The sequence below is a fragment of the Proteiniphilum saccharofermentans genome, from assembly GCF_900095135.1.
GTDB lineage: Bacteria > Bacteroidota > Bacteroidia > Bacteroidales > Dysgonomonadaceae > Proteiniphilum > Proteiniphilum saccharofermentans.
On sequence record NZ_LT605205.1, the window covers coordinates 149,912 to 173,600 of the forward strand.

Annotated in this window: 14 protein-coding genes and 1 pseudogene; 1 reads left to right on the top strand and 14 read right to left on the bottom strand. The window is 40.8% G+C overall.

The window, feature by feature from the left end; all coding sequences use genetic code 11:
• Positions 1 to 18 precede the first annotated feature (18 nt).
• From PSM36_RS17270 to PSM36_RS00510, 5 genes are all read right to left on the bottom strand, one after another.
• Positions 19 to 177, bottom strand: coding sequence for a twin-arginine translocation signal domain-containing protein (locus tag PSM36_RS17270; RefSeq protein WP_154670935.1), 159 nt, complete (start codon positions 175 to 177; stop codon positions 19 to 21).
• Positions 178 to 283: 106 nt separating this feature from the next.
• Entirely contained in the window at positions 284 to 2,122 is a 1,839-nt protein-coding gene (locus tag PSM36_RS00495) for a RagB/SusD family nutrient uptake outer membrane protein (protein ID WP_076928325.1), read from the bottom strand.
• A 15-nt stretch (positions 2,123 to 2,137) separates the two neighbouring features.
• Positions 2,138 to 5,434: a TonB-dependent receptor gene (locus tag PSM36_RS00500; RefSeq protein ID WP_076928326.1), complete on the bottom strand. Its 3,297-nt coding sequence runs from the start codon at positions 5,432 to 5,434 to the stop codon at positions 2,138 to 2,140.
• Positions 5,435 to 5,697: 263 nt separating this feature from the next.
• Positions 5,698 to 6,687, bottom strand: coding sequence for a FecR family protein (locus tag PSM36_RS00505; RefSeq protein ID WP_076928327.1), 990 nt, complete (start codon positions 6,685 to 6,687; stop codon positions 5,698 to 5,700).
• 132 nt (positions 6,688 to 6,819) lie between these two features.
• Positions 6,820 to 7,386, bottom strand: a complete 567-nt coding sequence (locus PSM36_RS00510; protein ID WP_083710861.1) for an RNA polymerase sigma-70 factor — start codon at positions 7,384 to 7,386, stop codon at positions 6,820 to 6,822.
• A 351-nt stretch (positions 7,387 to 7,737) separates the two neighbouring features.
• Between PSM36_RS00510 and PSM36_RS00515 the strand changes: the two genes are divergently transcribed.
• Complete coding sequence (locus PSM36_RS00515; RefSeq protein WP_083710862.1) at positions 7,738 to 8,541, top strand: SGNH/GDSL hydrolase family protein; 804 nt, start codon at positions 7,738 to 7,740, stop codon at positions 8,539 to 8,541.
• A 22-nt stretch (positions 8,542 to 8,563) separates the two neighbouring features.
• On the opposite strand, the gene PSM36_RS00520 is transcribed toward PSM36_RS00515, so the two are convergent.
• From PSM36_RS00520 to PSM36_RS00560, 9 genes and pseudogenes are all read right to left on the bottom strand, one after another.
• Complete coding sequence (locus PSM36_RS00520) at positions 8,564 to 10,699, bottom strand: alpha-L-rhamnosidase-related protein (protein ID WP_394333062.1); 2,136 nt, start codon at positions 10,697 to 10,699, stop codon at positions 8,564 to 8,566.
• A gap of 87 nt (positions 10,700 to 10,786) precedes the next feature.
• Positions 10,787 to 11,482: pseudogene (locus tag PSM36_RS17650) on the bottom strand (ThuA domain-containing protein); the annotation flags it as partial.
• Positions 11,483 to 11,703: 221 nt separating this feature from the next.
• Positions 11,704 to 13,131, bottom strand: coding sequence for an FAD-dependent oxidoreductase (locus PSM36_RS00530; RefSeq protein WP_083710864.1), 1,428 nt, complete (start codon positions 13,129 to 13,131; stop codon positions 11,704 to 11,706).
• A 39-nt stretch (positions 13,132 to 13,170) separates the two neighbouring features.
• Positions 13,171 to 14,844, bottom strand: coding sequence for an FAD-dependent oxidoreductase (locus PSM36_RS00535; RefSeq protein WP_154670936.1), 1,674 nt, complete (start codon positions 14,842 to 14,844; stop codon positions 13,171 to 13,173).
• Between the two features lie 4 nt (positions 14,845 to 14,848).
• Complete coding sequence (locus PSM36_RS00540) at positions 14,849 to 16,528, bottom strand: FAD-dependent oxidoreductase (RefSeq protein WP_083710865.1); 1,680 nt, start codon at positions 16,526 to 16,528, stop codon at positions 14,849 to 14,851.
• A 285-nt stretch (positions 16,529 to 16,813) separates the two neighbouring features.
• The gene (locus tag PSM36_RS00545; RefSeq protein WP_076928331.1) at positions 16,814 to 18,448 is read right to left on the bottom strand and encodes a RagB/SusD family nutrient uptake outer membrane protein; all 1,635 of its coding nucleotides are present in this window, start codon (positions 18,446 to 18,448) and stop codon (positions 16,814 to 16,816) included.
• A 12-nt stretch (positions 18,449 to 18,460) separates the two neighbouring features.
• Complete coding sequence (locus PSM36_RS00550) at positions 18,461 to 21,715, bottom strand: SusC/RagA family TonB-linked outer membrane protein (RefSeq protein ID WP_161947534.1); 3,255 nt, start codon at positions 21,713 to 21,715, stop codon at positions 18,461 to 18,463.
• 353 nt (positions 21,716 to 22,068) lie between these two features.
• Positions 22,069 to 23,040, bottom strand: coding sequence for a FecR family protein (locus PSM36_RS00555; RefSeq protein ID WP_076928333.1), 972 nt, complete (start codon positions 23,038 to 23,040; stop codon positions 22,069 to 22,071).
• Between the two features lie 63 nt (positions 23,041 to 23,103).
• Entirely contained in the window at positions 23,104 to 23,667 is a 564-nt protein-coding gene (locus PSM36_RS00560; protein ID WP_076928334.1) for an RNA polymerase sigma-70 factor, read from the bottom strand.
• Positions 23,668 to 23,689: the final 22 nt, after the last annotated feature.

Consider the following 23,689-nt stretch of genomic DNA (forward strand, 5'->3'; position numbering starts at 1 on the left):
TAAGTCCACTTTAATGTATTATTTTCTTTTTTTATATTTCTTTTGCGCGACCTTCATGGCAGAATTTTTTGTCCGGAGCAATATCTGCATAGCGGCCTTTACTTCCGCCGCGCTGCCTAATGAGGTCAACTCGCTTCCGGCGGCCGTTACTTTTAGGAAATCACGTCGTGTAATCATATACTTTTAAAAGAATGGGATGAGATAAACATAAAAACACCCCAGTTGTAATCTGAAAATCCTCCGGATAAACAGATCCTACAACTGGGGTAAATATCAGAAAATATTAATAACCATCATTCTGCGTTAAATTGCTATTGACCAGAATATCGTTGGCTGGGATGGGCCATAGATAGTTTTTCTTTGCATCGAACGACATTTTATAGAACGTGGTGATATATCCCGCTGTTTCCATCGGTGAAAGGTCAGGCAGGCCGTTTTCGTCGATTGTCGGTACGCCACCGATGGGGTAATTACCTTCGTCCCAGTTCTTCAGTAAAGTCATGAAATCCTGAGACAGCTCAATGTTTGATTCACTGCCGGTCAAACCATTCCAGTTGGCGGAATTGGACCAGGCACGGGACAGGTAGTACATAGATTTGTTATGCGATTTTTCAGCGATACGCCAACGCAACAGGTCACGATAACGTATCCCTTCGAGTGCAAATTCCGAACGACGGTCCATACGGATGATCTTACGTAAAGCAGTCTGTGAAGCTACTTCCACACGTGGGTAAGTGATACCGGTACCCCGGTAAGCACGTTCCCGCAACAGGTTGATGGTTTTGTCCAAATCTTCTTGCGTACATTGTCCCAACTCATTCTTCGCTTCGATATAGGTCATCAGGACTTCGGCATAACGCAAGTAAGGATAACAGTTGTCTGCCACTAAACCGTGATTATTGAAATCTTTCCATTCATCTTTTACGAATTTACGAATGATCAGTCCGTTGTATGCCGAGTGTTGGTTCGAAGCTTTTGAATCAGTATTAACCACCATGTTGCCGGTAGCCACTTCATATACTTTATTGGCATAAGGACTGGGGTTGAATTCATAACCCAGCGTGATGTAGTCCGGATATTTTTCAGGGAATGTACCATCTTTTTTAGATGCTTCATATTCTGCGTAGTCAGAAGAGTACTTCGTCTTGAACGGCTGGATTGTCATCGCTAAACGCGGGTCACGGTTGGCAAACGGATCTTTCGGATTGTAGAGTGGAGATTGATCGATAGGCAAACCATCCGTACAGGTGTAAGAGCAAAGCAACTCCAACGACGGACTTTGGTTACAGTGGCCACCGACATTACGAATCACAAAATCCCGGACATTCGTCATGAAACCATATCCTTTCTTTAGCGTCAAATCACCTTTGAAATAGAACATGAATTCGGGAGAACTGTTTGCTATGAACATTTCGCGATAGTTGTCGTGTAAAGAGTAAACACCCAACTGCATACATTTATCCGCGGCATCCAATGCCGTTTGCCAATCTTCGTGGAAGAGTGCGAAACGGGCTTTAAAGCCAAGGGCAGCCCCTTTGGTCGGCCGTTGTTGGACTTTGTAGGAGTCAGGCAAATATTCGGCTGCCTTATCTAAACACTCATAGGCATAGGCCAACACTTCACTTTTGGGTGAACGGGTTGCCACATAGGCTTCGTCTAAGGTCATACCTTTATTTAATACACAATCTCCATAATATGCCGTCAATTCGCCATAAGCGAACCCTATCATAAAATAGGCTTCACCCTTGTATTGATTAATTTTACTTTCGCTTATTCCTGCTGCTACCCCATTATCCAACGCATCGATGACTTTTGTTGCACGGGCGATGGATTTATATAATGAGGTCCAGCGGGTTGAAGCATCTCCCCATTGAGAGGTTACCGTTCCTAACGTGATTGGGTTAGATCCATTGCGGTTTAATAAATCGTCATCCCAGAAGATTGCATCAATTGGGAAAAAATCCGGTCTCCACAAATCGTTGAGAGACATTTCTATCTCGGTTTCATCATGATACCAATTCTCACTTGATCCTTCCGATAATGGATTCAGATCAAGGTCGGCACAAGCAGTCATGCCAAATGCCACTATTCCGGCGAGTAAATATTTGCTTATTTTATTCATAACTGGATTCTCTAATTAAAATGAAACATTCAGACCAAAAATATAAGAAGACAAGAGGAGATCGCCGCTACGACCCCATTCCGGATCATATCCTTTGGGATATTTTGAGAAAGCGGGCAGATCGTTAGCACTGAAATAAACTCTCAACTTGTTGACAGATAATTTCTTTGTGATTTCGGACGGAAGGGTATAGCCCAATGTGATATTTTTGATACGCATATAAGCTCCGTTGAAAAGGTAGAAGTCACTTCTGGCGTAAATATTGGCACTGTTGGTTGTCAACTTCGGATATTTAGCTTTGGCATTTTCTTCATCCGTAGCCGTGGGACTCCAATGGCTTTCGATCAGATTCAACGGGCTGGCATAGGCTTGATAATTGAACGGTGTGCCCGGCCATGACCAGTAAGAAAGTTGGTGTCCGATACCCTGGAATGATAAGTTGAAATCGATACCTTTCCATTCAGCCCAAAGAGATCCGCCGTATTGCAATTCCGGCAAAGAGTTGCCCAAACGTACACGATCGTTGGAAGCGGTGATTTTACCATCGCCGTCAATATCCTGGTAGCGGATATTGCCGGCCTTGTCATTATTGGTCAGAACGGGAATCTGATTACCATTTTCGTCCAGCATGGCCTTTTCGTTTAAGATAATCCCCATACTTTTGTAGCCGTACCATTCGTTATAGTAAGAACCCTCTTCGGTGATTTTGTTGTCATCAATTCTTTGTCTGTCTGCCATATATCCCATTTTTGAACGATAATCATATAAGTTGAAACTTACACCGTAGTGGAAGTCTCTGATCCGGTCGTTCCAGGAAATTTCGAAATCCCAACCAGTCGTGTTCATGTCGGCAGCATTTTTTTGTGGTGCGTTATAACCGAAATAGGAGGGAAACCCTACCTCCATCAACATATCCGTTGTCTTTTTGTAATAGTAATCTACCGAAGCGCGTAGATTATTTTTTAACAAGGAGATGTCTGCACCAATACCATAGGTCGTCGTTGTTTCCCATGTCAGGTCTTTGAACGCGTAGTCCATCTGATAAGCCGTCTGCACAATGTCAGAAACCCCGGTAGAAGCATTGGGAATAAAACCTGTACCAAAAGACAACCTGGCCTGGTATGGGAATTCCGAACCAATACGCTCGTTACCCAACTGTCCGATAGAACCGCGTAGCTTCAGAAAGTCGACCACACTCTTATTGAACCAGGGTTCTTCAGAGATGACCCAACCGGCGCTGACTGAAGGAAATGTGCCCCAACGATGACCTTTAGCAAAACGGGAGGAACCATCGGAACGGATATTGGCTTGCAACAGATAGCGGTCTGCCCAGGAATACATGATACGGCCAAAGAATGAACGATAAGCATTATGTCCGGCTTTTCCGCTGTTGAACTGATAATCTTCAGGACCTAAGTCCAGGTAGGGAAAGTTTACCAAACTATAATTGGTGCGTGAAGCCCCCTGTTCTTCCCATTTATAAGAATAATCCTCATAACCGGCCATCAATCCGATAGAGTGGCGTTTCAGTTGCAGGTTATAGTTTGCATAAAACTGCTTCGTCAAACTATGGTTGTCGTTGCGCGCTTCACTGAGGCTGGTCGAGGAATAACCGACCCCAGGGATAGGATCACCGGTGATTCGGTACACTTCATATCTTTTTCTATGATCTTTCCCTTTATAGAAGGAGTATTGAGGAGCGACGATGGCTGTTAAAGCCAATCCTTCTATAGGAGTGAGAACCAGCTGTAGTTTTCCACCAACCCGATAGTTTTGCTTTTTGTGTGATCCACTCAGATCACGTTGTGCAATGGGGTTGTCGCCATCTTTGCCATCGGCAAAACGTCCGTCAGACCAATAGGCGTTATAGATTGGTGCACGTTCCATCAGCTCAGCCATGGAGAGATGTGGTTCATTCGCGTTAGAATAAAGCAGGTTCAAGTCTACATTTGCATGGATCCAGTTGTTGATCGTATAGTCATTGTTGGTACGGATGTTAAAACGCTCATAGGTTTTTGTATCTATAAGGGCTTCCGAATCATAGTAGTTAAAACTGAAGTTCGTTTTCAGTTTATCGGTTCCACCGCTAAGAGAGAGTGAATGACGTTGGTGATTCGTACTGCTCTTTAGGCCCAGGTTCATGAAATCGGTGTCTGCGTAGCGGTCAGGATCATCAGCCCGCAATTGTGCATAATTATTGATTAAATCTTCCGAGTAAAGAGAGTGAGGAGAGGAAGCCCCATCGTTGAAAGCCAATTCATTAAGGCCACTCATCCATTGTACTGCATTGGCGAATTTTGGCTTGGCCGTTGGTGTATTAATGCCGTATTCCCCATTATAGGAAAGGTGGAATTCATTATTCCGGGCACGTTTTGTCGTGACCAGGATAACACCGGCAGCTGCACGAGAACCGTAGATGGCGGCAGATGCTGCGTCCTTCAATACCTGGATGTCTTTTACATCTTCAGGGGCAATGTCTCTAAGGGTACCTGGTATGCCATCCACAATCACCAACGGGTCGTTGGTTGACATGGTCGTGACCCCACGCACACGGATGGTCGCTCCGGCTGATGGGTCACCGCTGGAACGTGTGATCTGTACGCCAGCCATTTGTCCTTGCATTTGGCTGGAGAGCTGCGGTGTACTCTTCATTTGCAGTTTATCACCGCTTAAAGAAGAGATTGAACCTGTCAGGTCGATCTTGCGTGCCGTACCATAGCCGATTACCACCAATTCTTCCAACGCTCTGGTGTCTTCCTCTAAAACAATATTAAAAGTCGTGTTGTCTGAAGTGTTAATATCCTGTGATAAATAGCCGATGTAAGAAATATGAAGTACGGCATTCTCTTCTAACCTCAAAGAGAAATTTCCGTCCATATCCGTAACCGTACCGTTTGTCGTCCCTTTTTCAATAATATTGGCTCCAATAATAGGTTCTCCATCAGAATCGGTAATTTTTCCCATTACGATTCGTCTCTGTTGCTGGGCGATATTTTCAGGATACTGTGCACTTTTCTCAGAAAGCGCAATTTGTTTATTGTTAATTCTATAGCCAATGTTTGTGTCACGGAACAACCTGTTCAGTATGTTTTCGATTGTTTCGTCCTTAGCATGGATCGTTACTTTTTGATTTAAATTGAGGAAGTTATCACTATAGAAAAAGGTATAATCACTTTTTTCCTCAATTTGGCCAAGTACGTTATTTATCTCCGTATTCGTTGCAGAAATACTTATTTGTGCCATGCTTTGCCCAATATTTAACAGGAGCAAAAGCAAACAGCTTATGCCAATTCGTTTGATTTGTGCGTTCATTGAGATACTCTTTTTTAGATTTTAGTTTGTTTTAGGATTTAATTTAGGGTAAACAGGTACGGTATTGACTCTAAATGAGTATTTTTGTTCCTTATGAATGCGATTTATAGCTTTTTTACCTATTAAAGTGCTACCGTGCTGTTAGCATAATATTGCATTCTTGCCGGAGTGATGCCGCTACATTGCTCCGGTTTTCTTTATTATGCGTTGGGTTTGTTGTTTCTGTTCTATGTCATAGGCGTTAGTTTTTGTTGATTATTATTTTATTTTTTACTGAATGTAATGTGTGATCCTGTTATTGTATACTGTAACGGAGAAACGATAGTGATAAGATTTAACACGTTCTCCATGCTATTATTCTTTATCTTTCCACTGTATTGTATCTCTTTTATGTCGGGTGATGCAAAAGAAAAGGTTACATTATACATCCTTTCTAATATTTTGGCAATATTTTCTAATGTTTCCTTATCGAATACAAATTGTCCGGTCATCCAGAAGATTGCATCATTCGCGTTGTGCATACGAGATTTATAGAATGTCATATCCTTAGTATCAAATAATATACGCTCATTGGGGTTCAATACCTCTGAAAACTGCGGGCTGCTTACTTCAATACAACCTTCGATGAGCGTTCCGGTTATTTCTTTATCATCAGGATAAGATTTGATATTGAACTTTGTTCCAAGTGCTTTTGCCTGAAATCCGGAGTGTGTTTGTACGATAAACGGATTGTCCGGATTGCTTTTTATATCAAAGTATGCTTCTCCTGTCAGCTTTACTGTTCGATCCTTCTTCCCAAAATCTGGGGGATACCGCAATTCACTTGCTGAATTGAGTTGCACGTGGGAACCATCGGGGAGTTGAACACTTGCCTTTTGCCCGTTTTCAACCATGACCACAAGCTCTTGTTGTGCACCTTCGCGGGTCAAATGGATTGCAAAACCCAGCATATAAAACAGAAGAGCAACGGCTGCCACACTTGCGTATAATATCCACCTGCTTTTCTGCTTCGGCGACTTCTGTAACCTTTGGTGCATGTGCTGCTGAAACTGTTTCCATACTCTTCCCTTGCTTTCATCAGCAAATAACGATGAATATTGTCCTGCATTTCTCCATTTAACGGCATAATAATCATCAAGCTGCTTTTCACTTATTTGTTTTTGTTGATAAGCTTGTAGCAACCTGCGCATCTCTTCCCTCGATATAGAGTTGGAAAGAAATTTTTCAACCAGATTTATAATTTCTTCTGACATGTTTACTCTTTTATAGTAATACGTAACAGGTAGAAAATCCTTACAGAAATATTGTTTTTAACAAAAATATTAGCAATTATTAACATTGAGGTCGTTATGACCGACAGATTCTAGACCAAAAATATAAATAAATTAAAGCAAAATAGTGTTGATGTAGTACTTCATCTTTTCCCTTAAAAAGATAAGAGAGCGTCTTATTTGTGTTTCCACTGTTTTTTCGGAAATGTCTAAACGAGAGGCGATTTCTTTGTTTGATAGATTTTCCTTTCGGCTTAACAGGAAGATCTTGCGTCGTTCAGAAGGTAGTTTCTCAATAAAATCTGAAAGGATATTTTCCAAAAAACGACTATTCACATCTTCTTCAATATCAGTGTTTTCCTGTATCGTTTCTTGTTGGTATTGTTCATATTTATATTTCAGTAACAGTTGTTCGGTTTGTCTGTAGACATGGTTCCGGGCGATGGTATAAAGAAGAGGTATGATACTGGCTTCGGGATTAATCATTTCTCTTTTTTCCCAGAGAGAGATAAAAACGGATTGGGTAATGTCTTCAGCAAATGTCTTATCGAAAAGGGTATTCAGAACAAACGTATAGATCTGATTGTAATATTGATGAAACAGGTATTCGAAAGCCTTTTCATCTCCTTTGCGCAGAAGACGAAGGGTACTGGAATTTATATGGATTGTTTTGCTTTTCAATACTTTCTGGCTCTCTTAAGTAAATACAAAGATATATAAATTCAAGTAAAAAAAGATTTTGATGTGCTGTAATTCCTCAACAGGTTTTTAGGAATATGATTAACTGGTTGTAATTTATATGATTAATAAATTTATATGATGAATAAGAATTTATCTTGATATTTTTTAGGAACGTTTTCGTTAAACTAAATGAGCAGAGGATAAGTTTGCTTATACTATGCCATAGCGAGAATTGGAAATCGAGGAGCGCAGGCGACTCAAAATGTCTAAAGTATTTGAACATTGGTGTTAATGATGTATTTTTGCCTGAATTAATAGAATAAGTGTAAGATGATTAGAAAAATATTTTTTATGTTGACCATACTTCCGGTATGTGTCGCAACAATTGCTCAAAATAAGTCGGTTATTACAGACAGTGAGAAAACATTGAACACCCAATGGGATGGTAAACGCGCAGCTTATCTGGGAGATTCGATGTCGGATCCTAATACTAAAGTGACCGATAAGTGGTATTGGCAGTTCTTGAAAGAACTGATGAACATAGACTACGCGGTATATGCCAGAAGCGGTTTGCAATGGGATGGGATGTATGAAAAAGCGAAAGAACTAATTGCAGAGAAGAAAGACTCCATAGATGCTATTTTTATCTGGGCAGGGACCAACGATTATAATAGAAGTACAATCATAGGAGACTTCTTTACCGAAACTATTGAAAAAGTGAATTACAATGGGACGGATACTTATCGTAAACATCGCACGCCTATTATGACAGATGCAACCTTTTGCGGACGTATTAACAAGACCCTTTCGTTATTGAAGGGAGAATATCCTGACAAACAAATCATCATATTGACACCTATACACCGGGGCGATTTTATCGGGAGTAGTACCAATGTACAACCCCACGAGAATTATGCCAACGGAATTGGCCTATATTTAGAAGAGTATGTCGAGACACTGAAAAAGGCAGGTACCTATTGGTCTGTACCGGTGATAGATCTACATGCATTAAGTGGAATTTTTCCTGTTTCGGATGCTTTTCTTCCCTATTGCACGAGTGAGACCGATCGTTTGCATCTGAACGCGAGAGGACATTACCGATTGGCAAAAACAATACAGTACCAGTTACTGGCATTACCAAGTGATTTTCAATAAGACGAATAATTACTTTTTGATATCAGTTTGTCGAATGCAATATGTGATCTCCAGCCGATACATTAACCGATTTTCCATTCGGGAAAATAACTTCTGCTGAACTATTTTCCGGCACGGTCAGCCGGATAGTATATCTCTTCCCGGAACGCATTACGGAAACTTTTATTTCCCCGTTTACCGATTCGAACGATGCTTCGGCTTCCGTCAGGTCGCCCATTTGAGGCGCTACGCGGAAGGTCCTGAACCCCGGAGAGGTGGGTTCCACGCCGCAGACTTTCTGACTGAGCAGTGTGAGTGGTCCTCCGCTCCAGGCATGATTGATGCTTCCGCCTCCGAACCCTTCCGCTCCGATACCCCATCCTTCGAATAGCGTGGTATATTGTGCATACTTTAACATGGAGGAATACCTTTTTTTCATTCGTTCCAATGCGAATTCCGGTTCGTTCATGACAAACAGGGCTTCCAATACGTATTTCTCCATATAAGGGCTGGCATGATATTCCTTTTGAAGTACTTTCAGCAAAGCGGGATATTTGCTTTTCGATGCTAATCCTGACACAATCGCCATCGCCTGTGAACGGTCATCTGTCTCCCCTTTATAATCGGGTGAACGGTATGCCGATCCGGTCCAAAAGCGGGTGTCAAAATTTTCTTCGATCTTTCTCATCATTGCTGCAGCCTGGCGGGCATCCTCTGTTTTTCCCATCTGAAGGGCAAAAGACTGCTCGGCTTTTAAAGCCAGATAATACCAACAGTTAGTCAATACGCCGATATCGACATTCTTACCCCAATCACCCCAGTTCCAGTCACCGGGACGTTCAATAACCAAACCGTCGTTATCCGTCTTCCATACATCATGGAGGTAGCGTCTTACCCGGTCATAGACTACCGGAACAAAACTACTGTCTGCACTATAGAAATACTGCGTATAAAAGCCGTACCATCCCACCGAAGCCAACATCTGTAGCGGGAGTTCCTGATTACGGTTGCCAGCGGGGCAGGGTGAGAAGATGACGCCATCGGATCGTTGCCAGTTCATCAATTCGTAGATACCTTTCAGTGCCAGTTGATGGGAAGAAGGAGAAAGCGAATAAAAGGCCTCTCCCAATTCGTTCACCACGTCACCCCACCATTGCGCACGTTCACGGTCGGGACAGTCCATATAGGTATCGCGCATGGTCACGTACAAGGTTCTGGCCGATCGTTTCCACAATTCATTGAAAAACTCGTCGTTACAATGGAACCTGCCGGAAAATTCCGTATCGTATCCTGTCTCCCTATATTTCAGTTCCAGCACTTCGATCCCTTCCGGAACAACGTACCAGACTTCATGCCCGTTCATCCAGCCAAGGTTTTCATACTCCTGTTCCCCTTCGCATGTAATATATTCCGCACGTACATTATTGGCACTTCCACCGGTGTAATTGTCAGTAAGCATATGAATAGTCTGTCCGGCGGAGGCCCGTACTTTCAGATAAGGGGTAATGTGGCAGTTATAGGGTAGGGTGCACTTGAGCGTATCGCCTGACTGACGGACATCGGGGTAAGCGGCTAACCCGTAATCTTTCCACAGGGGGATAGGACGTTTAACCAGTTGCCCCAGCGGGGTATCGGATATGCTTCCTGAAAGGGAAGCGGGTGACAACCGGCCATCGAATATTTTTTTGTTCCAGTTTTTGATTGCTTTCCGCGCATCGAACCGGATGTTACTTTCTGATAAGCGATAATTTGGAAAGGGGGCACCTGTATCTTCATACGCATCATATACGCCTCCACGCCATGTACGGTCAGAGAGGATTTCCACCGTGGGTGAGATGGCTTCAAAAAATAATCCGCATACGCCGCTGTTGGCATGGCTAAAACTGTTCTTGCCGAAATGCCAGACGAGTACGGCAATCGTATTGTCTCCCTCAGTAAGATAAGGAGCAATCTCCACCTCATCGTAATAAGTGGCATTTCGGGCCGGCCCGCGCTTCAGTCCCCCTTCGAAAACCACCAGCCGGTCATTGATCCATAGCCAGTATTTGCTGTCTACGGCAATGTTGGCGGTCAATTGTGAGGGGACTTCATCCAGCACGATATCTTTGCGGAATATCATCCAGGTATTAGGGACGGTCTGCGGATTGTCAAAACTGATCCACTCTCCTTTTCCGGCTATTGATGCCTGCGATTCTTTTTTAGCGAGAGCCCACTGCAAGCCTCCAACGATATGGCTGATAAACAAAGGATCACTATAATCCTCTTTTTTATGTCCGAGCGCTGTAACCCATTGCCTTCCACCATCAAATTCATTGCACCAGACACTTGGAAATACGGTGCCGAAGGTGTCGGGCATTGGTTCTGAATGTTGGAAACCTGGCGATGAAAAATCTGAGACCATCAAAACCCGTACGGTCGGATTCATTTCTTTCATTATATATAATTCATCTTCCACATTCCAAACCGAAGGAATATCCCTTGCAGAAGGATGTTTATCATCAACGACACGGACATTGAATTTTTGAAGCCGGGGATGAAAGTCAAACGTACCGCCGATCATTTGTTTAAACCAGTCCCATTCACGTTCGGTGCCGCAGGCAATATGAATTCCGACAATTCCTTTCCCTTGCTGGTTAAATTGTACAAGCCCCTCTTTCTCTTTCTCATTTCCAAATACTTTATTATTTGTATTTGCAAACACTACTGCATCGTATTGGAATAAATCGGATGTGGAAAAAATAGTAGAATTGGAGGTTGAGTCTACCGTAAAGCCATGTTGTTCACCCAGTCTCAGAAACATATTCACATTTGCGTCAATATTATCGTGAACAAATCCTTCACCGTTCTTTGTGAACACAAGTATCTTTTTCCCTTTCAGTTTTGCGGTTTTATTGTCCCATTTATCCGCAAATAATTGAAATGCGGAACAGATCAACAAAGCAATCAAAAGTATTTTTTTCATATCTATCTTGAATGGTATGGATATCTCTGGGACGAAGATAAACAATTTACCTTAAAAAGATTCAGATATTCTTATCAGAATATCAAAACACGACGAGGATACGGAAATTCTTCGTGGCAAAGGAAGAAAAACAAGTTTCGTCTCTTGAAAAAAATAATGTAATGTGTGACCTTTTAATTTTGATACAACAAATATAAGCAAACAACTTGTACTTATTAAGTTCACAAAATTATTGATCCCCCTTTTGATAATTCATTCCTAACTTCTTTATAATTTACATTCCTGATTGATTTTCCTTGAGTTAAAGCGAGATAACAGCAAACACCAGCCGCTTCTCCCAATTGATTCATATTTACCATAACCCGAACTCCTGAAAATGCTAAAATACTGCTATCAAGCATTCTTCCGGCAAGAATCAGATTATCGAATTTATGGGGAATCAACGATCTCAGTGGTATTTGATAAAATGTTGGATTAACAGGTGTCTCTTCACGCCAACGTTTTGTTTCACTTGGATGACCGGGTCGTGCATATACTTCGGTTCCATCAAGGTATCTGAAAGTTAATCCTGGTTTATCCTGATGGTGTATATCCAATCTGTAACTCCCGTTTGCAATTGCATCTTCAAATCTTTTTCCATATAAGGCATCATCATCAGATAATTGATAAATACATTTAATATGGCGTGTTTCCCTGATACCTATATAAGAAGGCAGACCAACTAACCCAACATTCATATTTTTGCCGTACTTTCGTATCATATCCATTATTGCCCTGATTTGACGACGACCTTCAATTTCAGCTTTTGTCAGGTCATCGGCAATTGAACAATCCACTCCATATACTCTTGTGCCGGCTAACATATAAGTGTTCGTTGAAGGTACTTTTGCCCCCCAGACAAACCCATCGGGAATATCGAATTCTTTTCCATACTGTTTGAGTAGAGTATTGAATTGCTCTCCATCCCATCCGTCAAAATGTGCGCACATTGTTGGAGGTTGGAGTAATTCGTTTACATAGGATTCTAACCCAAGTCGATATGCCAAATCACCATCGCCGGTAGCATCGACAAAATATCTGGCTTTAATAATACCCCTGCCTGATTTATTATCAACAACGACTCCAGTAAGATCCCCGTTTTTATCATAATATGGTTCAGAAAAAAGTGTATGTAAATAAGGAATGATCCCAGATTCAAATACAAACTCATCCAATTCTATCTTAAGTTCCTGAGAATTGAAAGTAACACCTGCACTTAGGCTTCTTTCAGATTTAATAATCGCATTGCGTTTAGACAAACGTTCTATTGCTTCCAGAGTCAAACCTGCAATGATCTGTTTATTAAACTCTGTGTTGTATAACGAATGCCAGATATTAACCATAGAATTGGTTGCAACTCCTCCGAACGAATTCTGCTTTTCTATAATAGCAACCCTCGCTCCCAGTCGGGCAGCTCTAACTGCAGCAAATACACCTGTACAACTTCCCCCAAGGACGCAGATATCGACTTCGTTGATTACAGGTAATTCATCACTTGTTTTTTTATATATCCTTTCCTTTGAAGCAAAGGATAAAAGTGGAAGTGCTCCTAATCCAATGCTACTTCCAACTATATTATTAATAAATCGTCTTCTGGATTGATTTTTCATAAGTAATAACTTTTATTTTAGTTTAGAAATATGCAATAATTATTCCCAATACAAACGCTGCCCAATTTCTCTCAATTTGTTTAAATAGCTTTCTATGTTAATGTCTTGAACCGGTACATTTTCTTCTAAGGCATGAACTGCGGCTACTCCGGCAGATTCTCCAACAATCATAAAAGTTGGTTCCATTCTGGCAGACGCATATCCTAAATGAGTAGATGAGAATAATACAGGTATTAGTAAGTTAGTGCACTCGTGCTTTTGAGGAACAATTGCCCGGTAAGGTATGGGATATGGAACATTTGTCGGCCCTTTTGCCCCTCCTACGAACATATTTCCTTCAATCGCCACGTATACGGAATCGTTTCGTTCAAACCAAATCCTTCGGGCAGGATAAGTGTCGATACCATATTGTGCCAAGCCTATAGGGTCTTCAATGTGGGTCTTATTGTATACATCGTGCTCAGTAATAGTATAAAGACCTATCAAACGACGACTGACGCGGACATATAGCTGGTGGGGCCATCCGTTTGTTTCCGGATGATGAAATTTGTCAAGACCCAAACTCGCTGTTTTTTGTTTAAACTCCTTAGGAACTCTTTCGTCCGTAGATAAAAAATAATGAAGGCCACGAAAATAGTCCTGGTATGATTTCCAAATACGGGCTTTTGTTGCATAATCTCCATCAGCATATAAATGATTTATTCCAAGGGGAACCATCGTGATCAGAGATCGTCGTTGATAATTATACTCCGCAGCATTCAACCAGCCCGGGAAAATCCAACTTAATCTTTCATTTAACTCATTATTGTCTTTTGAAATCTTCTTTATATAATCTACATAACGACCCACTAATTCAAAGTCAAAAGGGTTGTAATTATCTGGAGGAGTTATTTCAATACGTCTTGCCGGATCTGAAGTAACATAAAATCTAAAATTATATGCTTGCGTATATTGATCCCCTGCTCCCTGTTGTTTTCCATGATCATTCTCGACCAAAGCTAATAATCCACTTTTGGGATCATCCGGAACAACAAACGGGCTGATTGGAGTAATATTATCATAGGGACGTACCCCGGCAAGATTTTCGTTATAGTCTATCACTGATTCCCTCCCGATTCGATTGGAAACACCTGCTCTTGCCATCAATTCACCGTCATAGCTGGCATCAATGAAAATTTTAGATTTTATCTGGAGATTATCATTAATCTTTGCCGCCGCGACAGGACATCCATAATCATCAAACGGAGCTAAATCAAAAAATACGTCTTTGATTCCATTCCCTATTTTTACTGTACGACTAATCCGATGATCATAGATCACAGTTACATCATAATCATTAAGCAACTTTAAAAAATCTTCTCTAATATCTTTAGGACTGATTTCTTTGTTTAATTTCAAGACATCATCAACTGTTAAAGAAGGGTCATTTGATCTTATACCCAACTGTAGCATCAGTTGTCGGGTTGTCCCTCCAACAGCTTCATAATTAGGCATATCTTGAGTGGGTTTTAATCCTGCGCCCAAAATTCCACCAACCCATCTGCTGGGTTCTACCAATATTACAGAACGACCTGCCTTTTTTATTGTTATTGCAGCCATTATTCCTGAGGGAGTGGCGCCATATACCAGGACATCCGTATTATATTTAACGTTCTGACCCAATAAAAAATTAAAGGTCAATATAAAAGCAATTGTCAAAGTTATATTCTTCATATTTTTATTTCCAAAGGGTTTCAACTGGTTTTTTCTGATATTCCTCAGGATGGGTATCCCATCGAGTTACTTCTTCTTGTGGTGTACTAAAGATATTATATCGCCAATTGCGATATCCTTTTCCGTCCCATTCGAGTTTTTGTCCGTATTTTTTTAACATGGAAGTCAAATCGGAGCGACTGATATCCTGTACCGCTTTATTTTCGCGGATTGCGATAGCAGCAGCGATACCGGCCGATTCACCCATAACCATGTAAGTTGCTTCCATTCTGATTGACGAATAGGCAATGTGGCTTGCAGACATACATAAGGGAACCAGTAAATTCCTGCAATCTTTTTTCTTCGGTATTATTGCACCGTAAGGTATTTGATACGGACCAGGGGAAACATGTTCCCATAGATTTCCTTCATGGGCCAAAGTTCCATCATCCAATACGACCAGCCGGTTGGGATAAATATCTACTTTGTAATATCCTAATCCTATGGGAGTCGGTGGGTCGGTTTGCAATTGAAGATCGTGTTGTGTCATCACATATTCACCGACCATTCTTCTGCCTCCCCTGATGTAAAGGAACGGCCAGCCATCGGTATCCTCGTTACAATCTGATACTAACCTTACTTCTTTACCGGAAAAGTCTGTTAGTGTTTTTATATGATCAATAAATCCCTGCCATACCTTTGATCTTGTCGGCCAGTCTCCGTCGGGATAATCAATTTGCATACCAGGTAATGTCCCGGTCATCAATTCCCCTCTGCTAAAATTTTCATGTGGCCAAGTAAAGGAATAGCCTGCATCAACATACCGTTTCAACAATTCGTAAACATCAGGGTCTTTATTCTCGGGTGGAGTAATTAAAATACCCGGATGTTCGGGAGTAGGATTTTTTTCCCATGCAAGTTTGAAATTATATGCCATAAAAAATCGACTTGAGTCTCCTTCTTCTCCTAATGGATCAGGAGTAATACACGAAAGAAAGCCACTTTGGGGATTCCCTTTTTCTTTATAAGGATCGACTCCCGGAAACCGTTTACTCAATACTGTACCGGCAAGAGATTCACCGTATTCTTTTTTGGATTCTTTTCCAACCCTATAAGGTACTCCTGAGAAAGCCATTAAATCACCTTCATAACTTGCATCTATAAAGATTGATGAAGATACGCAAACTAAATCTTCTGAGATGCGGTAAGAGATGGGGACTCCGTCTTTTCCTGGCGGGGCGTATTCAAAAAAAACTTCTTTAAGACTTCCATTTGATTTTTTCACAGAGGATAAACGGTGATCGGTAATCACCTTAATTTGATCTTTGTATTCATCGATCATAGACTGAAGGGCTTTAATATTGTATTTTCCGGCTCCCTGCTGGTGTCTGGGTTGAGGTTGCACAATATCTGTAGCATAGAAGGCTCCGGTAAGTCCGCCGAGGTGATCGGCATAAGGAACATCTTGCTGCATTCTGAATCCGGAACCAAGCAATCCACCGATTTTGTGACAAGGCTCAACAATAATAACAGAATATCCTTCTCTTGCAGCAGCTACAGCAGCGGCAATTCCAGGACCACTTGCCCCGTAAACACAGACATCGGATTTAATTCTTGAAGTTGTCTTATTCTCAGTACGTTCCCGTGACGAGCATCCTTGCCCAAACATTAAAAGCAATAGGCCGCAGATAATTAACTTTTTCATACTTATTTGTTAATAATGCGTTATAAATTCAATATATAGTCAAGCAGCATTAGCTGTAAACTTAATATGTTCTTTAACAAGTTTATCATTTAATCTTCTGTTCGGTTTGATACCGAGCACACTAATAAAAATTGCCTATAAGTATGCATCGTGTATCATTTCTATAGTGCTGAAATACAGTATTATGGTTAATATTTTACGTTAAACTGTATTTGTCAATTCAAAAGTAATAAAGAGGAGAGAACTCTTTTGTGAAAGCAGAAATCTCCTCTTTATGAATACCTTTTAATAGCCTGGATTTTGAGTAAGATTCGGATTTACATCCCTTTCCGATTGAGGAATGGGCCACAGGTAATCTACATTTTCACGGAAGTTGGTCTCTTCACAAAAATAATATCCTTTTGAATCCACTTTAACCGTTTTATAACTTGCAGCTTCCGAAGCAGGACAAACCTTCATGCCCGTAAATGTACCTTTCAGTTTGACATGAGCGATGCGCCACCGGAACAAGTCATAGAGCCGCAACCCTTCCCAAGCCAGTTCCACCCTGCGCTCCCGCCGCAAAATGGTAGTCAGTTTTGCAGGGTCTGTTTCGGTTACGGGCGGCATTTGAACTTCTTCACGGCCACGCACTTTGTTGATGGTTGCGTTCAACAAATTCTGTGTAATGGGCATACCGCTTTCAATACATGACTCCAGATAACTCAGCAACACTTCGGCATAGCGAATCATTGGGAAATCGCCGCCATATTGTGTAATGTTTCCGGTATAATCCCCATCACTAAACTTATGCAATAAATAACCGCTCCACGGACGACGTGTTACCTGATCCTGGTATTTTACGGCAGACGAATCGGGATGAGATATATACAATTTCCCTTTAAAAACGGTCAGACCATTGATACCTATTGTTTTATACAGCCGTGGATCCCTGTTTGTATAAGGATCTTCCGGGTCATACAAAGGTGATTCGGTAATGGGTTTTCCGTCGATGCATTCAAATTCTTCCACCAATTCATTATAAGGGCTGAACCAATGGTATCCGCCAAAGTCGAATCCATGACAACCCCGGAGCATGGGGGTTCCGTACACATCTTCCATACGGACACTTACCAAAACATGCTCTTTGCTGGATTCGCCTTTTTCCTCAAAGATTTCTTTAAAGCGCGGGTCTATGATGTAGATACCCATATTGATGATTTGTTCATAAACATCCTTGGCATCCTCCCATCGTTTTTCGGACATCAGGACACGCCCCAAAATACCTAAAGCGCCGCCTTTGGTAATCCGTCCATGTTCATCATCCGGACGGATAACGGGTAATAAGGGAATCGCTTCCTGCAATTCTTTGATTACAAAATCCATTACTTCGTTTTTGGGTGTACGAAAAATATTATTTGCCTCGTTCACAGTAAGTACGTGAGTCGTTAAAGGCACATCTCCCCAATAAAATGCCAAGTAAAAATAGTCATGTGCCCTAATAACTTTCGCTTCTGCTTTCATTTCAGCTAATTTGTCAGGATTCATCTGTACGGCATCAATATTATCTATGAAATTATTACACCGTGAAATCTTTTGATATGCATCAACCCATGCATTGTTGATAGCTCCGTAAGTGGAAGCAAGAGAGCCATTGTTAATATCTGTCACATGATTATCCTTTTCGAAACCATTATCTGTTGTGGCTTCAAAAAGGTACAGGCAACCAAGCTGACTCCAAAAATTATAATTGCTTTGTTGCAGATGAGGGTTATGATAAATTCCGGTCAGTCCTAACATTGCATCAGTTTCTGTTTTCCAGAATGTACCTGTTGACAGGCTATCCAATGGATCCTTATCCAAACTTACACACCCCGGTATAAGCATCGCAAAAAATAACAGAATGCCTACGAATCTATTCGATATATCTAATTTTTTCATTTTTACTATACATTAAAAATTAATATTTACACCTGCACTAAAATATCGTGCTGGAGGATATCCAGTACCCATTTCCGGATCCCAACCTTCCCTGAAGCGATCAAAAGTAAACGGATTTTTTACGTTTATATAAACATAAAGATTTGACATCCATATTTTTTTTACTAATTTTTCCGGGACAGTATATCCCAATTGAAGGTTACTGATTCTTAGAAAGGATGCATCCTGCATTACAAAAGTCGATCTGTAAAACTGCTGCTCGCCCCCGCCTACAACCAAAAATCTAGGATAGGGTGCGTTTGGATTAGGATTCTCTTTCGTCCATCGATCCATCATCCATTCCTGCGGATTTGAGCCTTGATAAAATGCATTATCTGCAAAACCTCCCAAAATTTTATTAACGCCGGCTACTCCATACATATTAATAAAGAGGTCGAAGTTCTTATATCTGGGACTAAAAGTTAACCCATACGTGTATTTGGGAAATTGGTTTCCGATAATCTTCCGGTCGTAATCGGCGTTTACTTTCCCGTCAGGTACACCATCAGGACCGCTGATATCTTTCAATTTAATATCCCCCGGTGCGGCTACCCTGGGCTGGGTGGGATAATTATCCACATCCTGCTGATCGACAAAGAGTCCGTCTGCTACATATCCGTAAATAGACTGTAATGGATATCCGACAAAAAGACCCGAATTAATATCTTGTATCACAGTAGCCAACTGCTTAACTTCATTTTTTACGTATGAAAAGTTCGCTGAAATATTATACGAGAAATCACCTATTTGATGTCGATGCTGAAGGTTAAGGTCAATACCCTTGTTAGACACGACTCCTGCATTTTGTACGGAAGGAGTCATTCCTAGTACGGTAGAAGCCGTTACATTATACAGAATATCCGAAGTCAGTTTGTCATAAATATCTATCGAGGCATTGACTTTATTGTTGATTAACCCGATATCCAATCCTGCACCAACAACGCGGGTCGATTCCCATGTAATATCGGTACTGGGAACCACGGTTGCTGCTGCTCCTGAAAACATTTTTTCTGATACTCCGAAAGGTGCATTGACTCCCAGCGTTAATATTTGCTGATATGGGTAATTGCCGATGTTCTGGTTTCCGAGTTTCCCCCATGATGTCCTTATTTTTAAGTGGTTAATTGGTTCGAAATGAAAGAATTTTTCTTGAGAGATAATCCATCCAGCCGATACGGAAGGAAACAACCCCCATCGCTTACTGGCAGGAAATCTTGAGGAGCCGTCGTACCGTGTGTTCGCTTCAAATAAATATTTGCCGTCAAAGACATAGTTGAATCGGCCAAAGAAAGACTGTAATGCCCATTCATACCCGGAGCCGCCGTTTAGTTGGTTGGAGGGTGCTCCGGCACTAATTTCATATAATGTATTACTGGGAAAATTATCCCTAAAAGCCCGCAACCAGCTATTCGTATTATTTTCCTGTGAATAACCGCCGAGTACATTAAATTCATGCTTGTCAATAGCCTTATTATAATTAAGGAAACTTTGTAAAGTCAAAAGTGAATTCTCCGTTCTGGTTTCAGTTAATTCCGAAGGACTCTCTGTATAGGTTTGATCTACTACTAATACAGGCCAAAACCTTTTATACTTCGTATTGTCATAATTATACCCTGCCAATCCGGTCAATTTAAGAGACTTTAAAATATCCCACTCGAATCCTGCACTTACATTCATCCTGTTACTGGTATTTTTTATAAAAGATTCACTATCCATCCAACCTTCAATCGTAAAACCTGTCTGCTGCCCATAATAACCGTCGGATTTTTTACCAGCTATTGTATTTGGTATTTTCAAGGCGTAATTAAGTAATCCATCTACACCATCACCGCTCCTGATGGTCGTGGGTTCACTTGTTGACCCTGCTCTTCCCTGGAATTTCACATTCAGTCTGAAATTATTCGACACCTTACTGCTCGCGTTGAATAGTACATTGTAATGTGTATGATTTGTTTCATCAACAAATCCGTTTTGATTCAAGTATCCCAAGGAAAACAAATAAGAGTTTTTGTCGTTACCACTCGTGAAGTTCAAGTAATGTTCGGTTTGAAAACCATCACCTGACTTAACTAAATCGTCATAGTGGCGCTTATTTGGATAATTATCCTGATCTTCCCCCGATTTGAATTTGGCTATTTCTGCTTCAGTATATTGTTGGTTACTACCTGCATTTCGTAATGCCTCGTTTATCATTTCGGCATATACCCACGAGTCAACAATCTTAGGTATTTCGGATGGTCTTTGAAAGCCGAAACTTCCCTGGTAATTAATTTTGGTTATGCCCTCTTTCCCTTTTTTTGTTTCGATGAGTATTACACCATTGGCAGCCCTTGTTCCATATATTGCGGCAGATGCAGCATCCTTCAAAATGGAAATGCTTTCAATATCATTAGCATTGATGTGATTCATATCAGAAGAAATTCCATCAATCAGCACAAGTGGTGAAGTCCCTGCAGAACTGAATGTTCCCAGTCCACGAATTCGTAAGGTTGCAGCGTCTGATCCCGGTTGTCCGGATGATTGTGTAACTGTGACTCCACTGGCAAGACCAGCTAATAATTGAGAGGGCTGAGTCACATTTAGTTTTTCTATATCTTTCTCATTAATTGCAACTATAGAACCAGTTAAATTGACTTTCTTTTGGACACCATAACCCACAACCACCAACTCATCCAACAATTCTGTATCTGCTTCCAGAACTATATTTATAGTTGTTCTTCCATCGATAGCTACTTCCTGCGTTTTCATACCAACGTATGTGAATTGCAGGGTAGCATTTTCGGGCGTACCTGTCAGTGTATAATTTCCATTTACATCTGTGATTGTTCCACGTGACGGGTTATCCTTTTCTACAATAGTGGCTCCGATAACCGGATCTCCATTTTCATCCGTAATTTTTCCCGTTATCTTTTTGTCTTGCTGCTGGGTGGCCTGGATTAGTTGGGCTATGGTTGTCGCATTTTGATAGACTTTTTTTGAAAGGACGATGTAATTGTTTTCAAAATCATAACCAATTTCGGTATTTGAGAAGGCTTCGTTCAAATAGGAAGATACGTTGCCTGATCTTTTTTGAAAATTGACTCTCCTGTTGGTATCTACTTCCCGGTTGCTGTAAACGACCAGATAATCGGTTTGTTTCTCAATTTCATTGATCAATTGACTAATGGTTACGGAATTGGTCTTTAATTCAATTACCGCATCCTGTGCATTGGTATTGATCGCCATCATTTGAAATATGAAGGCAAATAAAAATAGTAGGCAGATTTTCATGATCTTAAATAAATCTTTACAATCACTTTTTTTTGTTAAAAAGTGGTCTGATGAAATGTTTATTTTCATATATTTGTAAGTTTAAAGTGAATATTCAGATTTGTTACTGTCTGTGTTTGCTTTTACAGAGCGACAGGTGTTGGCGCACCTATCGCTCTTATTTTATAAGGTCATCTCTCATAGGCAATACTGTTTTAATTGGGTTAATAGTTCAATAAATTTAGTCGTTTTGAGTCGCCTTCGCTCCTCGATTTTCAATTCTCGCTATGGTATAAAGCTTGGCTCGGCTCATTTAGCTTAACGAAATAGTTCTATTTTGATAGCGTGATGATATTGTTGTCTCTGTCTTTCTCGATTTTAAACGGTTGAATTTTTTGCATAATACGCAGGATCTCATCGATGCCGTCGCGTTGACGGAATTTTCCGGTATACCTTACATTAAAAATTTCGGGATCTTCCACCACGATTTTTATATCATAATATAGTTGTAGCTTTTCGATGATATCGATCAATCGTTCGTTGTGGAAGCAATAAATTCCCTCCTTCCAAAGCAGATGGTTAGAATTGATGATATTGTCGACAGTCATTTTATTTCCTCGAATTGTTACTTGTTCATTTGGTTTTAAAATGACGCTGTTTTTTTTATCCATCGCTTCATAAATCTTCACAGAACCCTCTACCAGATCTGTCTGGATATAATCTGCATCGGGATAACTGTAAACATTGAATTGTGTTCCCAAGACTTCCATGTCGATATGCTGTGTGGAGACAATAAACGGCCTCTTTTTCTCTTGGGCCACATCGAAAAATGCCTCTCCGATGATCTCGACTTCACGGTTTCTTTTGGAGAAATGAGAAGGGTACTTCAACGTGGATTGTGCATTCAGCCAGACTACCGTTCCGTCTTGCAATGTTATCTGGGCGCGTTGTCCTGCAGGGGCATACAAAGTGTTCATAACCGGTTCCGTGGCGGTATCCGACAGGTACAGCGTAGCCCAAACGGTGGAAGCCACAAGAACCAGCGCTATTGCTGCATATTTTACAAAATAGATAAAGGATTTTCTTTGGGTATTCCGTTTGACTTGAATGGTAAATGTCTTGAAATGGCTGATCCCTTCGCTTCGGTCTGTAGGATGGTATGAAAGTTGCGAAATCGCATTCAGGTTCTGCAAACGAATAAATTCAGCCTTCAACAGGCTGTCGTTTTCAATGCGGTGAATCAATTCAAGTCGTTCATCAATTGTTAATTCTCCCGAAAAATAGCGCAAGAGTTGTTCGTCCATTTTAATGCTTCTTGTTAATAAAACGAATGAGTAATGAAAATCCGCTAAGAGAAGTTGAAAAAATCAAATAAAAAAGAATAGAAAGAGTGGCATATAATATTTTAATGCTTCTTTTAGCTTTTTGTAGGCAATGCCCATCTGGCTTTCCACGGTATGCACAGAGATATTGAGTTCCTGCGCGATTAACTTTTGTTTTTTTCCTTCGATCTTGTTCATCACAAAAATTTCCCTGCATTTCTCCGGTAAACTGTCTATGGCATTTTTAATAACGGTATCAATATCGGTCTCGTTGAGAAATTTATTATCCAGCGCTTCAAGCGATTCGAATTTCAGTTTCAGGGTACGGATATATTCAGATTGTATTTCGTCAATGAGCTGTTGTTCAAGTGTCTTTCGGCGGAGAAAATCAATACACCTGTTTTTTAACATCATAAACAGAAATCCGTTGAAGTTGACAAAGGAGGAGAATTCTAACTGTTTTTCCCATAGGTCAAAAAAAATATCCTGAACAATATTTTCCGCATCTTCTTCGCGGATTACATATTGACGGGCAAAGCGTTTCATTCGTGCATAGTAGGAAACATACGCTTCTTCAAATTGAGTCTTATATTCTGTTGAAACCTGCACGGACCTTTTTAACTGTTTTTGA